This window comes from Legionella maioricensis, assembly GCF_023618015.1.
GTDB lineage: Bacteria > Pseudomonadota > Gammaproteobacteria > Legionellales > Legionellaceae > Legionella > Legionella maioricensis.
Genome location: NZ_JAJKBJ010000010.1, coordinates 1 through 21,461, shown reverse-complemented (window position 1 = coordinate 21,461; position 21,461 = coordinate 1). Strand labels below are relative to the sequence as shown.

Here is a 21,461-nt window from a genome sequence, read left to right as displayed (position 1 = left end):
TCATTTTTATTTGTTTGTTATTGTCTCATTTTGGTTATATTTTGAATTGAAATTGGTTATTGGCTATAATTAGAAACAGTTACTAAAGTGGTTTTTCACCAAGACGTGTTTAAAAATCATTTTTTAACTGACTTTCAATATTTGCGTTTTTTGGGCAATGGTTGTCCTTTATATTCTTTAGCCCTGATAAACAAATTAATTTAACTGACATCAACTAAAGGATATTTACATTTAAAGGAGAGAAAAATGAAAAGACACATTATAAATACTGAAGACGTTATTGGCGTCGAGGTCAGAAATACTCAAAATGAGAGTTTAGGTAAAATTGAAGCCTTAATGTTAGATAAAGTTGAAGGAAGAGTCGCATATGTGGTTTTATCCTATGGGGGCTTCCTCGGTATGGGGGATAAATTATTTGCTTTGCCTTGGTCTGCTTTTTCTTATAATGCGATGAAAGATTGCTTTGTTCTTCCCATTGATAAAGAAAGGCTAAAATTATCTCCCGGATTTGACAAAGATCATTGGCCTGATATGACTAATCCCACCTGGATCTCAACAATTAATAGTTATTATCAATCACTTCCTTCAGACAGAACCCATTAATAGAATAAAGCATGTTAGGTTTTGCCTAACATGCTGTGCTTATAACCAAAAATACAATAAATGAACATACCGATGACAAACCAAACGATAAATCGGAAAATAGTGAACCAAGGCAAATTAATAATAAGATAGAGACAGCTTAGTATTCCCAAGATCGGAACATAAGGCATACAAGGTGTTTTAAACGGCCGAGGTAAATCCGGTTTCGTGTAATGTAGAATGAGAACACCGCTACAAACCATGGCAAAGGCGACAAGCGTTCCTATATTAACTAATTCTGCTAAGGTACCCATAGGGACAAGGGCGGCAACAAAACCAATTAATAGGGCACAAAATAAGATAATCCGGGCAGGGGTTTGGGTTTTTTCATGGAGAGCAGCAAAATAGTCGGGTAATAAACCATCTCTTGCCATTGCGAAAAAAATTCGACTTAAACCATAAAACAACACCAGCATCACAGTAGTAAGACCTGCTATTGCTCCAATACTTATAATACTCGCTGCAGTTTTATAGCCTATGAGAATAAGCGCATAACTAATGGGGGAGGCAACATTGAGTAGTTTATAAGAGACAATGCCTGTAAGAAGACCCGAGACAACAATATAAAGAATGGTTGCAATGAATAGAGAACCAATAATGCCAATGGGTAAGTCACGTTGGGGATTGATGACTTCTTCAGCTGTTGTAGAGACAGCATCAAATCCAATATAGGCGAAAAAAATCAATGAAGCTCCTTTCGCGATACCTGCCCATCCAAAGGGCATGAACGGAACCCAGTTTTTGGTTTCCACGTGAGTTGCAGCGATGATTATAAATAATAAAATAACAGATAACTTGATACAGACAATGATATTGTTGAAGCGTGTACTGATTTTTGCACCACCAATGAGCATTAAAGCTAATAAGCCAATGATGATTAATGCTAAGCTATTTATTATGCCACCTGTACCAGGGCCTTGGAGAAGTAACTTAGGAATTTCAATATTCAAGGACAATAGCAGACTATTGAAATAACTACTCCATCCCACGGCTACAGCAGCAATGGAAATGGAGTATTCCAGCAACAAGTCCCAACCAATTATCCAGGCAATCAATTCTCCAAAGCCAACATAAGCATAACCATAGGCGCTACCGCAACCCCCAATAGACGTAGCTAATTCCGCATAGGAGAGGGCCGTAAAAAGACAGGCAAAACCGGTGATGATATACGATAAGACGATTGCAGGACCGGCATCTGTCGCGGCAACTACGCCGGTGATAACAAAAATACCTGCGCCAATAATGGCACCTATCCCTAATAAGGTAAGATCAAATGCCGATAAACATCGTAAGAGGACTGCTGATTTTTCTGTTTGGATATCTTTTTTACGAAACAAGTCCATTTTGTATCTTCGCCTGTGAAAAATAGGTTATAAACGATCATTAAATAAATAGCATTGAACACCTTAGAGAATCAAATACCGTTTCATAAAAATGTTAGCACGCATTAAAAGTTACATTGGCTTAAATGGATTATTTTGGTTTTATTTATCCATTTATTACTAAACCAAACCAAGAGAAATAATGGCAATCCTATATAAGAAATAATGAGTTCTTGCCAGTTGATGTCATGATGCATAAAAGCGATGACATTATGGCTGGCGATAATCAGGATGCATAAGAAAAATATTCCCAATGGGACATAAGGATAACCTTTGGCTAAATAAGGAAGCTGAGTTAGATCTTTTCCTTGATGAATGTATGCTTTACGAAACCGATAATGGCTGATGGCAATACCCATCCATGCAATAAATCCGGACAATCCTCCAGCGTTTACTAACCATAAATAGATAGAATCATGACCAAATAGAAAAGACAAAAAAGCCAGTAATGAGATGCTTGCTGTGGCTATTAATGCGTGTATAGGTATCCCTTTTCTGGTGACTCTGGAGAATAATGAGGGAATATGTTTCTCTTTTGCTAAAAACCAAAGCATGCGACTTGCGACATACATGCCGGAATTAGCCGTTGATAATATAGCTATTAAAATAACCGCATTCATCATGAAAGCGGCACGTTTATGATCAAATACAGCAAAAGCCTGTGTGAATGGACTCATCATGACATCTTGATCGATGTTTTGCGCCGAGGTATAGGGGACTAAGAAGCTAATCACCAGTAAAGAAAGAATAAAGAATAAAAAAATTCTCCAAAATACCAGTTTAATAACTTTAGGTACATTTTTCTGAGGATTTTTGCTTTCTCCGGCGGCTATACCGATGAGTTCTGTTCCTTGAAAAGAAAAACCAGCTAGGATTACCGCGCTAAAGATACCAAACCAGCCGTCATGAAATGGAGCATCACCTATACGCCAATTAGAAAACCCTACCGAATGATGGGAGGTAAAGCCGCATATCATTGCAAAACCTATAATGATGAACAATCCAATGACACTGATTTTAATCAATGAAAGCCAATATTCAATTTCACCGAATACTTTAGTGGATATGGCATTAAATGCTACTATAAATAATAAAAAAGCCCCAGACCAAAGCCATGCAGGAGTATTAGGAAACCAGAATTGCATGAGTAGAGACGAAGCAGCTATTTCCGCTGCTATAGTTATTGCCCAGCTATACCAATAATTCCAGCCTAATGCGTAGCCTAATGATGGATCAACAAACTGAGCTGCATATTGATAGAAGGAACCTGAAGAGGGCATAAATGCAGCCATTTCGCCTAAGCTGGTCATTAAAAAATAAATCATAATTCCCATCAATAAATAGGCTATCAATGTTCCGCCAGGTCCTGCTCTGAAAAGGACACTGCCACTTGCCAGGAATATCCCCGTTCCTATTGAGCCTCCTAGGGTAATCATTCCCAAGAGGCGGCCATCCAAATTTTTATGAAGTTTATCCGTAGGGGGTGATGCGTCCATTTAATCATCCTAAAATTGATTATATAGGCTTCTTAGGCATTAAAAAATTCACACAGCAAGCGCTGGAAGTGATGAGTTCCCTGTTCCTTAGTCGGTGAAAAGCGGCCTGTATCATAAAAGCGTGAGCGTATTCCTTTTTGTACTGCTTCCACCACTGCTTCATCTTCACGCTCGACCTGATCTAAATCACCCCCAGCTCCTTGACCTAATTTACTTTCATCAAAGACAAAGGTTAAAAATGAAACTTGTGTTAAATCAGGGGCTAAGGGCTTAACCACATTGACTGAACATCCCCATGGATAAAAATTCAGCATGGTGTTAGGGAAAATCCAATAGTAGTAAGCAGCCACGTTTTTTCCATAGTCTTGAGATTCTTTGGGAATAGTGAAACTTGCTTCTCCAGGACTTGCTAAGGCCAATTGTAAATTACAGAAGCGATAGAGTTCGGTGGTATACGTGGTGCAGTCTATTAATTGCCTTAATGAGGGATGCACGAAAGGAATATGCAAAGCTTCCAAATAGTTCTCACAATAGAGGGCCCAATGGGCTTTCACCAGATAATCGCGGGAGCGTTGTTTATCGAAACGCATTTTATCCATAGGTAACCAGAATAAACGCTCTTTTATATCACAAATCACTTCGTAAAAAGGAACTGTGGGAGATAAGGAAGTAAAAATAAATGGTTCTAAAATACCCATAGGGATCTGAGCCAGATTATCTTTAGGCGTAGGAAAGTTTTTAGTTTTATCGAATTCGGGCATATGTAACATATCGCCACAAAGTGAAAACCGCCGCCCGTGATAACGGCATTTAATTTTTTGGGAGCTGCAAGGCGCATCGACCAGAATGTTTCCTCGGTGTGTACAGACATTGCTCACGCAACGTAATGTGGCTTGTTCATCCCTGACAAATAAGAGCGGCTCATCTAATAGTTCAGGAAGCAAAGTGAAGGGGACCATGGACGAGGGCTGTTGAATGTCCTCGGTTCCAAGACAAAATTGCCAGGTGGTTGCGAAAATTTTTTCTTTGCTTCGTTCAAACCAATCTGGCGAGGTATAAAATTCGGAAGCAATGGTTGATGCTTTTTCAATATCAGAATCAATAAATAGAGGGTTCATGCATAGTCCTTTACAAAACGCTTATTTCGATGGGAGTAAAGCTATTGCATTCATCAAGGCTCTGTCAATTGAAATATTCACTGAGTAAAAAAAATTGGTAGTTATAGCCCTCGTTAACACAATGTAAGAGGGCACAATAGATTGAAACAAGGCCAAAGATAAACCCATAAAGTCTATGGTATGGGCATCGCCTGATGCCCATAGGATTTAAATTATTCTACTTAAAAGGATCGAGAGCACCGAACTCCACACATGAAGTACTTAACCCCGGTGCTTTGAATGTTGCTGCCGGAGTCGAAAATCTCGCTCCATGCGTTGTCGCGTTGAAAGAGCGCATCCTCAGTAGAGCTCCAGTAGCGGTCCGTTAGGCAGTTTGCACCCCATGCGCAGGAGGTGTCTGGAGAGGGACCAATGATGCCAATTAAATCAGGTAAATTATCGATGATGTTCTGCGTGCCAGCAACACAACCAGAACCATTGTTTGCTGGGCCCATCTCACAAATCGCGGGAAGGTACCAATCGGAATAACCGCTAATCGTTTGTTTACACAATCCTGCCGCGTAATAGGATAATGGTGTTGGCCCAGGGGATGCGGTAAATGGAGCAGTACCCCCGTTCCCTAGCGTATTATTTGTCATGAATTGATTATAGAAAGTTACAAGATTACGTGTATTGCACTGACCATCGGTCAGTCCCTGACATGCACTAAATGAGGAACTAGTAAACGGGTCTGGGTTAGTATAAGTTGATGCAAAAAAAGCTTGAAACGCAGAAAAAGTGGGCGAAGGTGCTGAGGGTGTAGAAGCAGCATCAACTCCAGGAATCAGATCATAACTTACGTCTGTGGGGTCAAAGGGAGGGATGCCATGGCCTATACCACCATTTGAAGTCCAATCAATACCATTAGGATACCTGGGAGCTTGATCGCTAAGAGACGTTACTGTGCCACTAATGCTTGCTGATGGATTAGCTGTTTCTGTCATGGCATAAATATAACCCCCTTGATAAATACAGCCATAACCAAGAACCTCCACTGTAGTTGATGATAAGATTACACCATTTGCAGTGACCGTGACCACTCCTGGTATTGGCGCAATTCCTGTAGTGCATGGTGCATTCCCTGCTCCTGAGGTAGCTATGGTGCCCGGAACTACTGTAATCGTGCATGAACCACCCACTGGTAGAATAGTACCGTTGGCGCACGCGGAGGGGGATGTGGTGTCTACCGTAGTTCCTGTTGGCCATGTGGGATAACTAATGGATAATCCGGTTGTAGGAGTATCCCCCCTGTTGGTGACGGTAATAACCCGGGATTGTCCTGAGGATTGTCCATTTAAGGTTAGTCCTTTGACGCTGAGTGCTAAATTTGCCATAACGGTAATGGCTAAACTGTCTTCTTTGCGCGGATGATAACACTCATTGGGGTTAGGCGCCCCATCAGGATTTACTTGACACAAAGTAGGACCTCCAAAGAGTCCGCTTGCAGGTAGCGCACTGCCACTAATGGTTAATGACAACAAGCAGGTGGAGGTTGTAGTGCCTTTGGGTCCTAGCACACATGGGCCGTTTTGACTTACCCCTGTCTGTGGTAGGATAACCAAGTTGTGGGAACTTCGTGAATTATTGCTTACGGTATATTGTACCGCAACAGAGCCGGTTGGGGCCACTGTCGCTGTAGGGGGATGATTGATATTGGGCGTAAAGCTCCATACAGGAATCCCGGCTTGCGTTGAACTGATTAAACAACAAAAAGTACTGAAACCCATGCCTAATTGTGGCATTAAACGCGCTAATTTCATCATGTATCCTTATGCGATATAGGTGAGGTTAAATAAAAAATTATAGGAATGGTTTAACGCCAGAACAGGCCTCATAGTACCTGTGTGGGTACTACCGGTTAAAAGACTTGCTGATAACGGCAGTACAACAGAATTCTTGTTCATCAATGCTCCTTGCCATACTAAAGGGGTTCATAAAAAACAGCGGGTGGTTAAGAGAATCAGTCTGAAAGAACTTACAGACTGATGTGCTAGAGTGCACGACTTTTTAATTTTTAATGGATAGCTCATGCGCGATCCCGTCCCTTGGTAATTTATCAATAGTAATGCTTATAAAAAATTTTAAGCGGTAAGCATAGTAAAGGTTATGCTATCTTAACTGTTATAGAAAATCAAAAAATTTCCTGTAATATCAATTGTTCAACTCGACTCAACTCAATCATTTCACGGCAGTGACCATTTATGTTATATACAGCCTTTGTGGGTAACTTTTTATGAGACTGATGAGGAACTCAGTAGGTTTTGTTATTTTTAAATTTTATTATTTGACAAGTACGCTCCAACCTTTTTATCAGCAGAATAAAATAGATATAAATCAATTTTAAAGAGTAATTATATTTTTTAAATATGTTGTTTGGAAAGGAGTTATTTTAAGTGGGACGAATCGAATAAAATCAAGGTGTTGCAGTAGATACTGATTGTTTGAAAGAGGGGATTTGTTTAAAAAACAAATAAAAATAATGCGAGTCAAGACTGTTTTTTCATTATTATTTTGTTTAAGATAGACGTGCATAATATCCATGTTTATTTTAACATCTTTCCTTGTGGATATTTTATTCGCGCACTTCCCATTTATTTCTAAATATTCTTGCAATTTCTATAAGAACCCTTGTTCTATAAGGATTATTGCTTTTTCTTATTATTTCCCATTCTATTTAGTTATCCACATTTTCTGTGGATATGTCTGTGTATACTCTGTCAAATTCCTTATAAAATAGGGTGATTTCCCCCTGCTTATCCCTTTGACATATGTTAACCATGATACAAAAAACATCGATATCGGCTCATGACAATCAATGACTTAAACTACAGATAGTTGAATAAGAGCTGAGTAAAGAAACTGAAGCATTATCAAGCTTAGTGTCCCATTTATTCCTCATTTGAAAATAAGGATGGTTGATAGTAATCCTGCTCAATAGAGGGATGATGAAAATGAACGCCCACTCCGAGAAGTCTGATTGGTTTGGGGTGACTCATATAAGCTTTTTGGAATAGCTCTATATATTGTTTGAGGTTGACTTCGGTACTTTTTATTTCTGCGGAGACCAGTTTGAAATCATTATTTTTGATTTTAATAAATTGATTTTTTATTGATAAATCAGGGGCGCTTTTCTGTATTCTCAAGGTCAATTCATCACAAAGTTCCTCAATTATTTTAATTGCTTTATCAGGCTCTACCAGATCGCGTAGTAGGGTTCTTTCTACACTTAATGATTTTCGCAATCGATTAGGTTGAACCGGACGATTATCAATCCCTCTGGCTTGATAATAAAGTTGTTGACCGAGCTTTCCGAAATGCTCTGTTAAAAAGACTAAAGAATAATCGTACAAATCATTACAGGTAAAAATATTCAACTTATTTAATTTTAATGAGGTCACTTTGCCAACGCCAAATAACTTATTAATTGGGAGCGTTTTAACAAAGCTGCTTACTTGTTCTGGCGTTATCACAAACAATCCATTCGGTTTTTTCCAGGCGCTGGCAATTTTCGCTAAAAATTTATTTGGAGCCACTCCTGCTGATGCAGTGAGTTCCTGCTCTTTAAAAATTGCTTGTTGAATGGCTTGGGCTATACGAGTAGCGCTCCCCTGACAATGGAGGGAGTGGGAGACATCAAGAAAGGCTTCATCAAGTGACAGCGGTTCTACCAGATCAGTAAATTGGTGAAAAATAGAATTTATTGATTGAGATACTTCTTTATATTTATTCATATTTACTGGTAGTACGACTAAATCAGGACAGCGACGATGAGCCATTGCTGTCGGCATGGCCGAATGTATCCCATATTCCCGGGCAATATAATTACAGGTGCATAATACACCGCGTTGAGTTGCAGAACCGCCTACTGCAACAGGTTTATTCTTTAACAGGGGATTATCTCTAATTTCAATGGCTGCGTAAAAACAGTCCATATCAATATGGATTATTTTCCTAAGTTTTGAGCCATTCTCGTCTGGTTGAATTTGCATCATTAGTAATTTGTGGAGCTACTCATACGATTATAGAAGAAATGATCTGAATGATAACTCAAATTTCTCAGGAGAGTCATTGCGTTGTATGCTGATTTATATCGCCAAGAATACTGAGGCTGAACTTACGATGGAATAAAGTTCATACCCGTGAACGGTTACAAGTTTTTGAGTGCTAATCGTATACATCATCGGACATCAACCCGCAAAAAACATCTTTTTTTGCGGGTAAGAACAGGAGAATCAATTTAAATTGATTGTAAATCTAAATATTTTTCTGCATCGAGTGCTGCCATGCAGCCAAAGCCTGCTGAAGTAATTGCCTGGCGGTATACATGGTCTGCAACGTCACCACAGGCAAATACTCCCGGGATTGAGGTACTGGTAGCCATCCCATCCAAGCCCGATTTAATGGTGATGTATCCATCCTTCATTAATAATTGATCAGTAAATAATGCAGTATTTGGTGTGTGACCAATGGCTATAAATACACCATCCACCTTTAACTCTTCTTTAGCATTATTATTCACATTGCGGATGGAGGCTCCAGTTACTTTTTTTCCATCGCCTAACACTTCATCAAGAGTAAAATTCCATATTATCTTAATGTTGCCATTTTTGGCTTTCTCAAAAAGCTTGTCCTGGAGAATTTTTTCAGCACGTAAACTGTCTCGTCGATGGACTAAGGTAACGGTAGATGCAATATTAGACAAATACAATGCTTCTTCAACTGCGGTATTGCCGCCACCAATGACGCAAACGTCTTTATTACGATAAAAGAAACCGTCACAAGTCGCGCAGGCTGAAACGCCTCGCCCCTGATAGGCTGATTCAGATTCTAATCCCAAGTATCGAGCCGAAGCTCCAGTGGCAATAATTAAAGCATCACAAGTATAGATTGCACTATCGCCCTGAAGTACAAAGGGTGCTTGCGCTAAGTTAGCTTTGACAATATGATCAAAAATGATTTGAGTATCGAAGCGCTCTGCATGCTGCTGCATACGTTCCATAAGAGCGGGGCCTTGTAGGCCTTCAATATCCCCAGGCCAGTTATCCACCTCTGTGGTTGTAGTTAATTGACCACCAGGCTGCATACCAGTGATTAACACTGGATTAAGATTAGCTCTTGCGGCATAGACTGCGGCGGTGTAACCTGCTGGACCAGAACCAAGTATGATTAAGCGGTGGTGAGTGCTTGTGCTCATCGTCTCTGCCTTCCTTATATTTTGTGTTAAGATGGCAAATATTATGACAAAAATGAACATATTAAAATACCTATGGCAAAACAACATTCTAGAAAACAGGTTGGCACTCCCCCAAAAAACATGCCAGATTACATTATAAAGCGCTTAACTGAAGGCAGTTTTATATTAATTTTATCAAGTGCTCTTTTTGTGCTCTTGTCTTTATTTACGTATCACTTGAGCGATCCCGGATGGTCTCATGCCTCACGTTCGGGGATTAGAATTGCTAATTCTGGAGGACAGGTGGGTGCTTATCTTGCCGATGCACTTTTTTTTGTCTTTGGATATTTTGCATATTTGTTGCCGCTCATTTTTGTTTATGTAGCTTGGGCTATATTGAAGGATTTTCATGCATTAAAAACTATTGATAAATCGGTATTGATGCTCAGAACAATAGGTTTTATCCTGATGATTTCTGGGGGGTGCGGTTTATTAAGTTTGGAACCGCAAATTAAAGAGTTGGATTCAATTCACAGTGCTGGTGGAATTATTGGTCAGGCAGTAAGTAACGGATGGTATCAAATGCTTAATTTACATGGTGCGACTTTGCTTTTATTAGCTATGCTTTTAGTGGGTATTACCTGGTTAACAGGTCTATCGTGGGTAAGAGCTATTGAATTAATCGGTTTTTATACCCTCTGGGGGTTCAACTCAGCCTATGCGCTATTGAAAAAAGGATTTCATTTAAGCCTTGCAGGCATAGACCGTTATAAGTCTCGTGAACCAGTATCTATGGCCCCAGAACAGACTACACCAAAGCCTGCACCGCAATTATTTAAAGCCAGAAAAGAAAAGGAAAAGGAAAAAGAAAGGACAACTCCTATTCTAATTGCGAGCAGTGAAGAAAAATCCGAGGTGATTAAACCACCAAAAGAATATAAAGAGATTCGTGCCCCTAAATTAAATACCTCAGGATTAAATACCTCCGGAACTTTGCCCGGCTTAAATTTGTTAGATAAGGGACAACCAGGTAAACCCATGGGTGGTTATACTCATGAAGAGCTGGAAAATGTATCGCGTGATGTGGAACAACACTTATTGGATTTTGGTATCCAGGCTGACGTTGTGGCTGTTCATCCAGGGCCTGTAGTAACTCGTTTTGAATTGCAGCTGGCAGCAGGGGTTAAAGTGAGTAAGCTTACTGCTTTGGCTAAAGATTTGGCTCGTTCCTTATCTGTTATCTCTGTTCGTGTTGTTGAAGTGATTCCTGGTAAAACAGTGGTTGGTCTCGAACTACCTAATCAGTCTCGCGAAATAGTTCGTTTGTCAGATGTTTTATCTGCAGAGGTGTACCAACAAGCTCACTCTCCATTGACCTTGGCTTTAGGGGTAGATATTGCCGGACATCCTATGGTGGTTGATTTAGCTAAGATGCCTCATTTACTTGTTGCTGGAACTACTGGGTCAGGTAAGTCAGTGGGTATCAATGCGATGATTCTAAGTATTTTGTTTAAGGCAACTCCTGAACAGGTTCGTCTCATCATGGTTGATCCTAAAATGTTGGAGTTGTCCGTATATGATGGTATTCCGCATTTATTAACCCCGGTAGTCACTGATATGAAAGAAGCAGCCAGCGCTTTACGCTGGTGCGTGGAAGAGATGGAAAGAAGATATAGATTGATGGCTTCATTGGGAGTAAGAAATTTAGCCGGTTATAACACTAAAGTTGCGGAAGGAATTGCCAGTGGAGAACCTTTGGTTAATCCTCTTTGGAAACCTGTCGATTCCATGGATGAAGCGGCTCCTCAACTAGAGGCTTTACCTTATGTCGTAGTGGTGATCGACGAGCTTGCGGATATGATGATGGTGGTGGGCAAGAAAGTAGAGCAGTTAATCGCTCGTATTGCACAAAAGGCTAGGGCTGCAGGGATTCATATGATCCTTGCAACTCAAAGACCTTCAGTGGATGTACTGACCGGTTTGATTAAATCTAATATTCCAACGCGCATTTCTTTCCAGGTATCCTCAAAAATTGATTCGCGTACTATACTTGACCAACAAGGTGCAGAACAATTACTCGGACATGGAGACATGTTGTATCTGGCTCCTGGTAGTGGGGCTCCTTTGCGCGTACATGGTGCTTTCGTTGATGATAAAGAAGTGCATCGAATCGCTGATGATTGGCGGGCAAGAGGTGAACCTGATTATATCGATGACATCTTGAAAATGACTGGTGATGGTACTGAGGGTGGTTTTGATGAGGACGGACAATCCTCTGCTGAAGAAGATGATCCGCTCTATGATCAGGCAGTGGAGTTTGTTATTCAAACTCGTAAGGCAAGTATTTCTTCCGTACAAAGACGTTTGAAAATTGGTTATAACCGTGCGGCAAGAATGGTTGAAGAAATGGAGCGAACAGGAATTGTTGGTCCTTTAGAAGGTGGTTATAGAGATGTATTAGTCACTTCAGTAACTGAGGAATAAAGATGAAAAAATTAATTTTGAGTTTGCTATTGGCATTTTCTGGTAGCGTATTTAGTCAAACTTCCGGTGAATTATTACAAACAAAACTTAACGCCATACGTTCCATGACTGCAGACTTTAAACAAGTAGTTAAAGCAAAACAGCGCGAAGTATCTCGTTCATCAGGTACTATGGCATTAGAAAGACCTGGTCGTTTTCGTTGGCAAACCAAACAACCGATGGAGCAATTGGTGGTGGCTGATGGGAAAAAAATGTGGGTTTATGATGTTGACTTAGAGCAGGTTACCGTTAAAAAACAGGAAAAAGGTTTAGGTGGAACAGCCGCTTTGTTTTTAAGTGGCTATGATGATACGGTGGCTAGAGATTTTGATGTAACTCAAAAAAATGAAGGAACTACCATTACCTTTAACCTGAAATCAAAGTCAGTCAAAGCGAATTTTCAGCGAATCAAACTGATATTTACGGCAGATAATTTAACTGGCCTGGAATTGCATGATCAACTAGGTCAAACTACTACAGTAAAATTAAGTCAAATTAAATCAAATCCTAAACTGGCAGAAAAATTGTTCCAATTTAAGCCACCGAAAGGAGTCGACGTAGTAAAGCAATGAAAGAGTGGCCACCTTTGATGCATCTTGAACGAAAATATGAGCATTCTTTCAGATAGGGCTTTGTTGAATGGTTTAATTAGATATTCGTCATCCTGAGCGCAGTGAAGGATCTCCAAAGGTAGGTACTATGCCAATGTCAGGAGAACTTTCACGGTGTTCGCGACGAAGTTTGCCAGATTCGCATATCGTACACTGTTGAGTAGCTATCCAATGAGCTTATTTAAAAAAGATCCTATTCCTCCCTTGGCTGAGTTTTTAAGACCTAAACATATTGATGAGGTGATCGGCCAACAGCATTTATTGGGGGAGGGTAAACCCTTACGACTTAGTTTTTTAGGCCGCAAGCTCCATTCAATGATTCTTTGGGGACCGCCCGGGGTTGGTAAAACTACCATTGCCCGATTAACAGCAGAAGCTTTTGATTGTGAGTGGATTGCCTTATCTGCCGTTTTTTCTGGTGTGAAAGAAATACGTGCTGCAATGGAAATGGCTCAAGATAATTTAGCTCATGGCAAACAAACGATATTGTTTATCGATGAAATTCACCGATTTAATAAAGCACAACAAGATGCTTTATTGCCTTATACCGAATCAGGCCTTGTTACTTTTATCGGAGCTACTACAGAAAATCCCTCTTTTGAAGTCAACTCTGCATTATTATCACGTGCTCAAGTCTATGTTTTAAAATCATTGACCGATGAGGAGCTAACCCAATTATTTAAAAGAGCACAGAATGAGGTGCTGTCTGAGCTTCAATTTGATGAGGAAGCCCTGGAGATCATTATCGCCTGTGCTGATGGAGATGCCAGGAGGTTGCTCAATTTATTAGAGCAAATTAAAACCGCATGCACCGCAATGCAAGTCACCCTTGTTAACAAAGAGTTGGTGAATAATGCCTTAGCTCCAAACGCCAGGCGATTTGATAAGGGCGGCGATAATTTTTACGATCAAATTTCTGCCTTACATAAATCAGTGCGCGGCTCTGATCCGGATGCTGCTCTTTATTGGTTATGTCGTATGTTGGATGGCGGTGTTGATCCGCATTATTTGGCCAGGCGGATTGTAAGAATGTCTTGGGAGGATATTGGCTTGGCTGACCCAAGAGGAATGCAAATTGCCAATGAGGCTGCTGCAACTTATGAACGACTCGGTTCTCCTGAGGGCGAGCTGGCATTGGCACAGGCGGTCATTTACCTTGCTATTGCTGCTAAAAGTAATGCGGGTTACAAGGCATTTAATCAGGCGATGGACTTTGTTAAAAAAGATAAATCCAGAGAAGTGCCTGTTCATTTGCGAAATGCCCCTACTCGTTTAATGAAACAATTGGGTTATGGTCATGAATATCGCTATGCTCATGATGAACCGCATGGTTATGCTGCCGGAGAAAATTATCTGCCAGAAGGAATTCCAGATCCAGGCTGGTATAAACCCGTAAACCGTGGTTTAGAGACTAAAATTGCTGAAAAACTCGCATTTTTAAAAACATTAGATGAGAAAAAGTAACCGCTCAGCATCTCATCTTAAAGGCAAAACGTAGAAGCAATATAAAGCTGATGTATAATTATCTTTTTGAACTATAAAGGGAATTAAGGACTTATGAATAAATTGAGAATAATAAACAGTGCCTGCTTGATCATCGGCTTATCATCAACAGTATGTGCAGGGAGTATGGGGCCAGTAAGTAAGACTGAAACCTGGTATATGGTTGGTGGAGCAGGATATTCCGCTTCAATCGATCCTGATATTACCACTGATCCGGCCGTTTGGGATTTTGCTAATCAGGGTTACTCCAATGATTTGGGTTCTTCAGCCCCCATATTTTTTGGATTTGGCCGGTATCTTACTGATTATCTACGTCAGCACGGGGAGTAGTTTTGCATGGCATGTTGGAGCAGGGCTAGCGGCTCAATTAACGTCCCGAACAACATTGGCTGTAGGTTACAATTATTTTGATGGTGGTAAGATTCCATTTCCTGATTATATCCTGTCTTCCTTATCAGCCCGAAGTGGTAGAACTGGGGTCAGCGTTACTCCTTGGAATGGTACTTTTCGAGCAAATGAAGTATACGCCGAATTACGTGTTTTGGTTTAATCAATCACATAAGATTTGTTGACCAATGGCCAACAGATCTGGATTAAAAAATGGAAAGGCTTACTCATTCCAAGTGGAATCGCTTAAATGCTCGTCCATTTTTTTATCCGGGGAGCATTCTTTAGAAAAATAGGAATCGCTTCGCATCAGATAATAGTTTTTATAGTAATCAAGAGCATTTTGCTTGGCGATTCCATCGGGCACGCCAAGTAATTTTGCTGCCCGGTAATTTCTTTGCACTGCCTGACATTCAGTTTTAGCTTCATTGTATTCACCGCGCGCATGCATACTTTCATGAGTGAAGGTATTTAGGCTGATGATTTCTTCCTTGCTTGCGCGATCAGGATGAGCAATATAGTCCATCAATAGGGAGCATCGTGGGTATTGGATGACTATATATCCAGTTTGGGGATCGGCATGTCCTGCAACCCGTACCTCTTCGTCGAATAGGGTGTCAAATAAGGTGTTGCAATGCACGGTAACAGGATGATTGTCAGCCAGTTGACTCGCTGTGGCAGTTAAAAAGCGCTCAAAACGCCAGTGATGAAACGGCGGCCATGCAAAGGACAATGCTAAGAGCAATAATACGGCAATATAAGATTTGGATATAGGTAAGTGACGGTGAGTTCACGGTAAATTAACCAGCAGAAAAATAGAGAAATCAGAGTCCAAAGCATGATGGTTCTCTTAACAAGAGATTCAGAAATTGAATCTCATAGTCCCTCGTGGGAAAACGAAATCCAGCGAATAATAAAAGAGTATCAAGGATTGCCAAAAAATTATATGTGCCCATCTCACTTAGTAACGGTATTTTATTTAATAGGTTTTTTAGCTAAAAACAGGAATTACAAAATCAATTGACCATTTAATTAATCATATGATTTTAATCACATTTTCATTTTGTCTCAAAGTTTGTTAGAGTCATCATATATTATTAAAAAGTAAAATTATTAATGCATTATTCTACTTATCAAACCTGCGCGGTAAAACCCCAGATTGAGTTATCTGAATGGGATATTTTATCCAGCTTGCCTAACGCCTTGGTGATCTTAAATGCTCGAGGGCGAATTGTTTGGTTAAATCCCTGTGCTGAAGCCATGCTCGGTTATGGGTTAATTGACACTTTATGGCTGGATGTGATTCAAAGAGCGTTCGTGCCACGAGATGATGATGGGCATGAAGTGTCTTTAGCGGACGGACGTCGTGTTCACGTGGCCATTTCTTCTTTGGATAGTTTACCGGGTATTTTAATTACTTTATCCGATATTACCGCCACCAGAGATTATGAAAAAGCTAAAGAAAATGAGAAGCGATTAGTCTCGATTGGAACAATGACTGCGCAATTGGCTCATCAAATTAGAACACCTCTATCTTCTGCCATTTTATATACAGAACATTTAAACAATGTTCCTAATTTAGATATTCGAATTCAAAATTGGATTCGTAGGCTGCAAGAATGTCATGCCAGTATTGAACAACAGGTTCAGGATCTATTATTATTTGCCAGAGGAACCTCAATCGAGCCTAAATTTATTAACATGGAGCATTGGTGTTCTCAATTAATAAAACGGGCTCAACCTTATATAGAATCTTATTCTGCCTTATTCAAGGTGAGTAATCTGCTTAAAACTCGCGAGTCATCGATACACGGAGAATCATTAATTGGGGCCGTTTTAAATCTGGTTATTAATGCATTACAGTCTGAAGCAACAGAAATTTATTTAACTCTTGCATCTATGGATGATTCGGGTATACAAATATCAGTAGAGGATAATGGTAAAGGGATGCCAGAGAAGGTTAAAGCGCAAGCATTTTCACCATTTTACACCACTAAAGCTCAAGGTACGGGGTTAGGTTTGGCGGTAGTGTTTGCTGTGGTCAAGGCGCATGGAGGACAAGTACAACTGGAATCAGCTGAAGGAATGGGGACTCAGGTAAATATTTATTTACCGGGTGAGAAGAAAGGCATACGATAAATATAAAAATAAAGGATTTTCTATGAGCCATGTTTTAATTGTTGAAGATGATCCAGTATTGAGAGAAGCGCTGGCTGAAACGATGACTATTGCTGGCCATACTTATATTACTGCTAAAGACGGTAAAGAAGCTTTGGTTCTTCTTGATATACATAATCCTGCGGTAGTACTAACGGACATTCGCATGGATCAGCTGGACGGGAATCAGCTATTAAATGAAATTCAAAAAAAACGTCCTGGTTTACCCGTTATTTTAATGACTGCCTATGGATCTGTCGAAGATGCTGTTGTAGCCATACGCCATGGGGCAGTAGATTATTTACAAAAACCGTTTAGTGCACAAATTTTAACAGAAAAAGTCAATCAATATATCAAAGTTGAATTGGATGATGAGAGCGGCGACCCAATAGCCCAAGATCCTAAGAGTCAGGCCCTGTTAACCATGGCATTGAAGGTGGCTCAATCTGATGTAGGGGTTATGATTAGTGGTGAGAGTGGGACAGGTAAGGAAGTATTGGCTCATTTTATTCATGATCATTCGCCCCGGAAAAAACAGCCATTTATCGCGATCAATTGTGCCGCTATTCCAGAGCAAATGTTAGAGGCTACTTTATTTGGTTATGAAAAAGGGTCTTTTACAGGCGCTTATAAATCAACTGCTGGTAAATTTGAACAAGCTCAAGGTGGAACGCTACTTTTGGATGAAGTCAGTGAAATGTCTTTAAGTTTACAAGCCAAGCTGTTACGAGTTTTACAGGAAAAAGAAGTAGAGCGTATTGGATCGAATAAGATGATCAGCCTGGATGTTCGAATCCTGGCAACAACGAACAGGCAGCTAAAGGATGAAGTTCAAGCAGGTCGTTTTAGAGAGGACTTGTTTTATAGATTGAATATTTTTCCCTTACAATGGCATCCTCTCAGAGAAAGAAAAAATGACATCATTCCTTTGGCAAATTATTTGATTCGCAAACATTGTCAGCACAAACAACCTGTAGTGCCGGTAATTAGTCCCGCCGCACAAAAATTAATGTTGGCTTATCCATGGCCGGGCAATGCGCGTGAACTCGATAATGTGGTTCAAAGAGCCTTAGTCTTGCAAAACCAGGGAATTATTGAGGCTGAACATTTACAATTGTCAGTAACCTCAACAATGACCCCTGAAACTACAGCTGCGGCTAGTAGCAAAAACTTACAAATTCATGAATTTGAATTGATAGAGAAAACATTATTAGAACATGAGGGGAACAGACAACAAGTAGCAGCTTTATTGGGCGTTAGTGAGCGAACTTTGCGTTATAAGCTGGCTAAAATGCGTGAAGAAGGGTATGTTGTTTAGATCGATAAAGGAATGCGAGAGGATAAGGAAATGAGCGAGATTAATACAGTTAATTTAATCAATCAAATGCGTACAATGGCTGCTCAGGCAGATGGTTCTAAGATAGAAGCCGGCTCAAGTCAGGCACCATTCAATCTGGTTCTTCAACAGGCATTGAATCAGGTAAATGACCTGACTCAATCAGCTGATTCATTAAAAACTCGTTTTGAAATGGGAGATCCTGGCGTGAGTCTCGGTGAGGTCATGATAGCCAGTCAAAAATCCAATTTGGGCTTTGAAGCTACTTTAAGAGTAAGAAATAAAGTAGTCCAAGCGTACCAAGATATTATGAATATGCCAGTATAATTAATTTTAATGTATTGATGTGTTAATCCATTTAATGTGATGCTAATAAGCATAGGATAAGATTACAGGAGTTTATGATGGCATTGGCTGATAATGCTTCAACAGCAGCAGCAAAATTTGCAAGCTTATCGATACCTCGCCAAATCGGCTTATTATTTGGATTGGCTGCAAGTGTAGCAATCGGCTTAGCAGTAGTATTATGGTCTCGTGATCCGAGTTACGTGCCTTTATACAGTCAAATGAATGCACGTGATTCAGCTGATGTAGTTGCTGTTCTTGAGCGTAGCGGCATCGAATTTAAGATAGACAAAAATAATGGTATTTTAATGGTGCCTGCAGATAGTTTGCAAAGGGCGCGCCTTAAATTAGCCGCTGAAGGCTTGCCACGTGAGTCTAATGGGAGTGAAGAGGTTTTTGGAGGCGCCGGGACTTTTAATACCAGTCAGTTTATGGAGAACGCTCGCTATAAGCAAGCGCTGGAAGCCGAATTGGCGCGTACCATTAGTAAATTTAATGACATTAAATCAGCCAGAGTTCATCTCGCAATTCCCAGAGAATCAGCTTTTGTACGAGATGCTCATGAACCCAGTGCGTCCGTATTTATTGATGTCTATTCAGGTGTAGAACTCAAAAAACATACCATTGCCGCCATCATCAATTTAGTTGCGTCCAGTATCCCCAATTTAAGTGCAAGCCGAGTTACGGTAGTGGATCAAGATGGTCAGTTATTAAATGAGGGAGGGGGGCAGACTTTATTTTCAGATACGGAGCGTTTTCTTGATTATCGTCAGACTCTGGAACATCAGTATGCTCAAAAAATTCAGGATATTTTAACTCCCATGCTAGGTTATGGTCGAGTAAGGGCAAAAGTTTCAGCGGACATTGATTTTACAAGTTATGAACAAACCCAGGAAATGTTCAATCCTGAGCTGCCTTCTTTGCGTAGTGAACAGACTATGGAAGAAAAGCGTAATGCGAGTAACAATGCCAGTGGCGTCCCAGGTTCTTTAACGAATACCCCTCAACCTAATCCGAGTCTTGGCGCAAAAAATATTCCACCTAAAAATGGCGCTCAGAAAAATGCACCACAACAACAAACTACTTCTGATCAAAGTACTGCCCAGGATGTACGTACCCAGAGTACTAAAAATTTCGAATTGGATAAAACGGTAAGCCATACAAAAAACCAGCCTGGAACAATTAAACGGTTGTCTGTTGCTGTTTTGGTTGATAATCGAGCGGTAATGAATGATAAAACCAAAAAGATGGAGAAAAAACCGTTAACTGCCAAGGAAATAGATCAATTAAAAGCTCTTGTTTCAGATGCAATTGGATTAGATGCCAAACGTGGTGATAGTTTAAATATAATCAATAGCAGTTTTATTAAACCTGATCCAATCGAGCCCTTACCTGCGGAACGTTTTTGGCAAAAAGACAGTTTCTGGTCGATAATCAAACAAATTGGTGGTGCTTTATTTGTATTGGCGATGATATTTGGCGTGTTAAGACCCATGCTAAAGACCTTGGCCAGTAACAAGAAAGAAGAGCAAAATGATGGGGAGAGTTCCCCGAATGAACTAGGTTTCGATGGTAAGTTATCGCTCAAAGATGTTCATGATTATGAGTCTCAACTCAGTCTATTACGTCAAGTGGTAGATAAAGAGCCAAAGCGGGTAGCGCAAGTAGTTAAAACGTGGGTTGATCGAGGATAAAGATGGACGGAATAGAACGTGCAGCTATTTTATTATTAAGCATGGGTGAAAAAAATGCTTCGGAAGTATTAAAACACCTGGAGCCCCGACAAGTACAAAAAGTGGGTATGGCCATGTCGACCATGAGTTCTGTAAGTAAGGCAAAAATGCAAAATGTTTTGGTTGATTTTATCAGTGCAATTGACGATCAGACCAGTTTAACCGTAGACGCTGAGGATTATTTGCGCACCGTGCTGATTGAAGCTCTAGGCGAAGAAAAAGCCACTCCTTTTATTGATAGAATTCTGGTTTCGGATAAAGACAGCGGACTTAACAGACTAAAATGGCTGGATGGTCGCTTAATTGCTGATGTAATTCGTAATGAACACCCGCAAATCATCGCCACTATATTAATTCACCTTGATAGTGAGCAATCAGCAGAGGTAGTCAGTTATTTTAGTGCGGAAAAACGCGCTGAAGTATTATTACGTATGTGTAATATTGACACCGTAAAACCAGAAGCCATCACACAGCTGGGACAAGTAATTGAAAAGCAGTTAAGTGGTCAAAAGGTGGCTAAGACTGCTTCGGTAGGTGGAATTAAAAGTGTTGCTGACGTGATCAACTTTCTTGATGGAGCAATGGAAGAAGAGGTCCTTGAAAAAATTAAAGATTGGGATGAAGAGTTAAGCGATAAAATCCGAGACAAAATGTTTGTATTTGAAAATTTAACCGATATGGATGATAGAAGTGTCCAGACTTTGCTACGTGACGTTACTTCTGAACAATTAAAATTAGCATTAAAAGGGACAACTGAAACGACCAAAGAAAAAATATTTTCTAACATGTCTAAACGAGCTGCAGATATATTGCGAGACGATATAGAGGTTCAAGGCCCAGTTAAGGTAAGTGATGTGGAGCGGGCACAAAGAGATATTTTAGCTATAGCAAGAAATCTCGCTGAAGATGGCAAGATTGCACTTGGTTCGAAGGGCGGGGATGAGATGATTTAATGCCGTAGGTTGGGCTAAACGAAGAGCAGCCCAACAAAAGGTTGGTTGCTATGCTCCGTTGCT

At 40.2% G+C, this 21,461-nt stretch carries 19 protein-coding genes; 11 read left to right on the top strand and 8 right to left on the bottom strand.

Annotated elements, in window-relative coordinates:
* Positions 1-246 precede the first annotated feature (246 nt).
* Entirely contained in the window at positions 247-603 is a 357-nt protein-coding gene (locus LOX96_RS09575; RefSeq protein WP_250424002.1) for a PRC-barrel domain-containing protein, read from the top strand.
* Positions 604-617: 14 nt separating this feature from the next.
* Here LOX96_RS09575 and LOX96_RS09570 read toward each other — a convergent pair whose 3' ends face one another.
* The 7 genes from LOX96_RS09570 to trxB form a co-directional block, all read right to left on the bottom strand.
* The gene (locus tag LOX96_RS09570) at positions 618-1,985 is read right to left on the bottom strand and encodes an amino acid permease (RefSeq protein WP_250424000.1); all 1,368 of its coding nucleotides are present in this window, start codon (positions 1,983-1,985) and stop codon (positions 618-620) included.
* Positions 1,986-2,089: 104 nt separating this feature from the next.
* On the bottom strand, positions 2,090-3,520 hold the full coding sequence (locus LOX96_RS09565) for an amino acid permease (protein WP_250423998.1): 1,431 nt from the start codon (positions 3,518-3,520) through the stop codon (positions 2,090-2,092).
* Between the two features lie 32 nt (positions 3,521-3,552).
* Complete coding sequence (locus LOX96_RS09560; protein ID WP_250423997.1) at positions 3,553-4,638, bottom strand: SRPBCC family protein; 1,086 nt, start codon at positions 4,636-4,638, stop codon at positions 3,553-3,555.
* 221 nt (positions 4,639-4,859) lie between these two features.
* The gene (locus tag LOX96_RS09555; RefSeq protein WP_250423985.1) at positions 4,860-6,440 is read right to left on the bottom strand and encodes a DUF1566 domain-containing protein; all 1,581 of its coding nucleotides are present in this window, start codon (positions 6,438-6,440) and stop codon (positions 4,860-4,862) included.
* A gap of 6 nt (positions 6,441-6,446) precedes the next feature.
* Entirely contained in the window at positions 6,447-6,581 is a 135-nt protein-coding gene (locus tag LOX96_RS17560) for a hypothetical protein (RefSeq protein WP_284498350.1), read from the bottom strand.
* Positions 6,582-7,565: 984 nt separating this feature from the next.
* The gene (gene dinB, locus LOX96_RS09550; protein ID WP_431606651.1) at positions 7,566-8,669 is read right to left on the bottom strand and encodes a DNA polymerase IV; all 1,104 of its coding nucleotides are present in this window, start codon (positions 8,667-8,669) and stop codon (positions 7,566-7,568) included.
* A gap of 245 nt (positions 8,670-8,914) precedes the next feature.
* Entirely contained in the window at positions 8,915-9,871 is a 957-nt protein-coding gene (gene trxB, locus LOX96_RS09545) for a thioredoxin-disulfide reductase (protein ID WP_250423983.1), read from the bottom strand.
* Between the two features lie 72 nt (positions 9,872-9,943).
* Between trxB and LOX96_RS09540 the strand changes: the two genes are divergently transcribed.
* From LOX96_RS09540 to LOX96_RS09520, 5 genes are all read left to right on the top strand, one after another.
* Entirely contained in the window at positions 9,944-12,334 is a 2,391-nt protein-coding gene (locus tag LOX96_RS09540) for a DNA translocase FtsK (RefSeq protein WP_250423975.1), read from the top strand.
* Positions 12,335-12,336: 2 nt separating this feature from the next.
* Positions 12,337-12,945, top strand: coding sequence for an outer membrane lipoprotein periplasmic chaperone LolA (gene lolA / locus LOX96_RS09535; RefSeq protein ID WP_250423960.1), 609 nt, complete (start codon positions 12,337-12,339; stop codon positions 12,943-12,945).
* Positions 12,946-13,155: 210 nt separating this feature from the next.
* Positions 13,156-14,448, top strand: coding sequence for a replication-associated recombination protein A (locus tag LOX96_RS09530; protein WP_250423952.1), 1,293 nt, complete (start codon positions 13,156-13,158; stop codon positions 14,446-14,448).
* Between the two features lie 93 nt (positions 14,449-14,541).
* Positions 14,542-14,817, top strand: a complete 276-nt coding sequence (locus tag LOX96_RS09525) for a hypothetical protein (protein ID WP_250423950.1) — start codon at positions 14,542-14,544, stop codon at positions 14,815-14,817.
* A complete protein-coding gene (locus LOX96_RS09520) occupies positions 14,738-15,037 on the top strand; it encodes a hypothetical protein (RefSeq protein ID WP_250423948.1) in 300 nt (99 codons plus the stop codon). The genes LOX96_RS09525 and LOX96_RS09520 overlap by 80 nt, the downstream gene beginning before the upstream one ends.
* A 60-nt stretch (positions 15,038-15,097) precedes the next feature.
* Here the strand turns inward: LOX96_RS09520 and LOX96_RS09515 are convergent, their stop codons facing one another.
* Positions 15,098-15,607, bottom strand: a complete 510-nt coding sequence (locus tag LOX96_RS09515) for a hypothetical protein (RefSeq protein WP_250423946.1) — start codon at positions 15,605-15,607, stop codon at positions 15,098-15,100.
* Positions 15,608-15,990: 383 nt separating this feature from the next.
* On the opposite strand from LOX96_RS09515, the gene LOX96_RS09510 reads away from it, so the two are divergent.
* From LOX96_RS09510 to fliG, 5 genes are all read left to right on the top strand, one after another.
* Positions 15,991-17,013, top strand: a complete 1,023-nt coding sequence (locus LOX96_RS09510; protein WP_250423945.1) for a sensor histidine kinase — start codon at positions 15,991-15,993, stop codon at positions 17,011-17,013.
* A 22-nt stretch (positions 17,014-17,035) separates the two neighbouring features.
* Positions 17,036-18,349, top strand: a complete 1,314-nt coding sequence (locus tag LOX96_RS09505; RefSeq protein WP_250423942.1) for a sigma-54-dependent transcriptional regulator — start codon at positions 17,036-17,038, stop codon at positions 18,347-18,349.
* Between the two features lie 30 nt (positions 18,350-18,379).
* The gene (gene fliE / locus LOX96_RS09500) at positions 18,380-18,694 is read left to right on the top strand and encodes a flagellar hook-basal body complex protein FliE (protein WP_250423940.1); all 315 of its coding nucleotides are present in this window, start codon (positions 18,380-18,382) and stop codon (positions 18,692-18,694) included.
* A 77-nt stretch (positions 18,695-18,771) separates the two neighbouring features.
* On the top strand, positions 18,772-20,406 hold the full coding sequence (fliF, locus tag LOX96_RS09495; RefSeq protein ID WP_348645859.1) for a flagellar basal-body MS-ring/collar protein FliF: 1,635 nt from the start codon (positions 18,772-18,774) through the stop codon (positions 20,404-20,406).
* Positions 20,407-20,408: 2 nt separating this feature from the next.
* Positions 20,409-21,398 (top strand): flagellar motor switch protein FliG, encoded by a 990-nt coding sequence (gene fliG, locus LOX96_RS09490; protein WP_250423930.1) that lies wholly within the window; start codon positions 20,409-20,411, stop codon positions 21,396-21,398.
* Positions 21,399-21,461 lie beyond the last annotated feature (63 nt).

What these genes read in the sequence shown, in the direction of transcription:
- LOX96_RS09575 (WP_250424002.1), top strand. Translation starts at nt 247, where the DNA reads ATGAAAAGACACATTATAAATACTGAAGACGTTATTGGCGTCGAGGTC.
- LOX96_RS09570 (WP_250424000.1), bottom strand. Translation starts at nt 1,985, where the DNA reads ATGGACTTGTTTCGTAAAAAAGATATCCAAACAGAAAAATCAGCAGTC.
- LOX96_RS09565 (WP_250423998.1), bottom strand. Translation starts at nt 3,520, where the DNA reads ATGGACGCATCACCCCCTACGGATAAACTTCATAAAAATTTGGATGGC.
- LOX96_RS09560 (WP_250423997.1), bottom strand. Translation starts at nt 4,638, where the DNA reads ATGAACCCTCTATTTATTGATTCTGATATTGAAAAAGCATCAACCATT.
- LOX96_RS09555 (WP_250423985.1), bottom strand. Translation starts at nt 6,440, where the DNA reads ATGATGAAATTAGCGCGTTTAATGCCACAATTAGGCATGGGTTTCAGT.
- LOX96_RS17560 (WP_284498350.1), bottom strand. Translation starts at nt 6,581, where the DNA reads ATGAACAAGAATTCTGTTGTACTGCCGTTATCAGCAAGTCTTTTAACC.
- dinB (WP_431606651.1), bottom strand. Translation starts at nt 8,669, where the DNA reads ATGATGCAAATTCAACCAGACGAGAATGGCTCAAAACTTAGGAAAATA.
- trxB (WP_250423983.1), bottom strand. Translation starts at nt 9,871, where the DNA reads ATGAGCACAAGCACTCACCACCGCTTAATCATACTTGGTTCTGGTCCA.
- LOX96_RS09540 (WP_250423975.1), top strand. Translation starts at nt 9,944, where the DNA reads ATGGCAAAACAACATTCTAGAAAACAGGTTGGCACTCCCCCAAAAAAC.
- lolA (WP_250423960.1), top strand. Translation starts at nt 12,337, where the DNA reads ATGAAAAAATTAATTTTGAGTTTGCTATTGGCATTTTCTGGTAGCGTA.
- LOX96_RS09530 (WP_250423952.1), top strand. Translation starts at nt 13,156, where the DNA reads ATGAGCTTATTTAAAAAAGATCCTATTCCTCCCTTGGCTGAGTTTTTA.
- LOX96_RS09525 (WP_250423950.1), top strand. Translation starts at nt 14,542, where the DNA reads ATGAATAAATTGAGAATAATAAACAGTGCCTGCTTGATCATCGGCTTA.
- LOX96_RS09520 (WP_250423948.1), top strand. Translation starts at nt 14,738, where the DNA reads ATGATTTGGGTTCTTCAGCCCCCATATTTTTTGGATTTGGCCGGTATC.
- LOX96_RS09510 (WP_250423945.1), top strand. Translation starts at nt 15,991, where the DNA reads ATGCATTATTCTACTTATCAAACCTGCGCGGTAAAACCCCAGATTGAG.
- LOX96_RS09505 (WP_250423942.1), top strand. Translation starts at nt 17,036, where the DNA reads ATGAGCCATGTTTTAATTGTTGAAGATGATCCAGTATTGAGAGAAGCG.
- fliE (WP_250423940.1), top strand. Translation starts at nt 18,380, where the DNA reads ATGAGCGAGATTAATACAGTTAATTTAATCAATCAAATGCGTACAATG.
- fliF (WP_348645859.1), top strand. Translation starts at nt 18,772, where the DNA reads ATGGCATTGGCTGATAATGCTTCAACAGCAGCAGCAAAATTTGCAAGC.
- fliG (WP_250423930.1), top strand. Translation starts at nt 20,409, where the DNA reads ATGGACGGAATAGAACGTGCAGCTATTTTATTATTAAGCATGGGTGAA.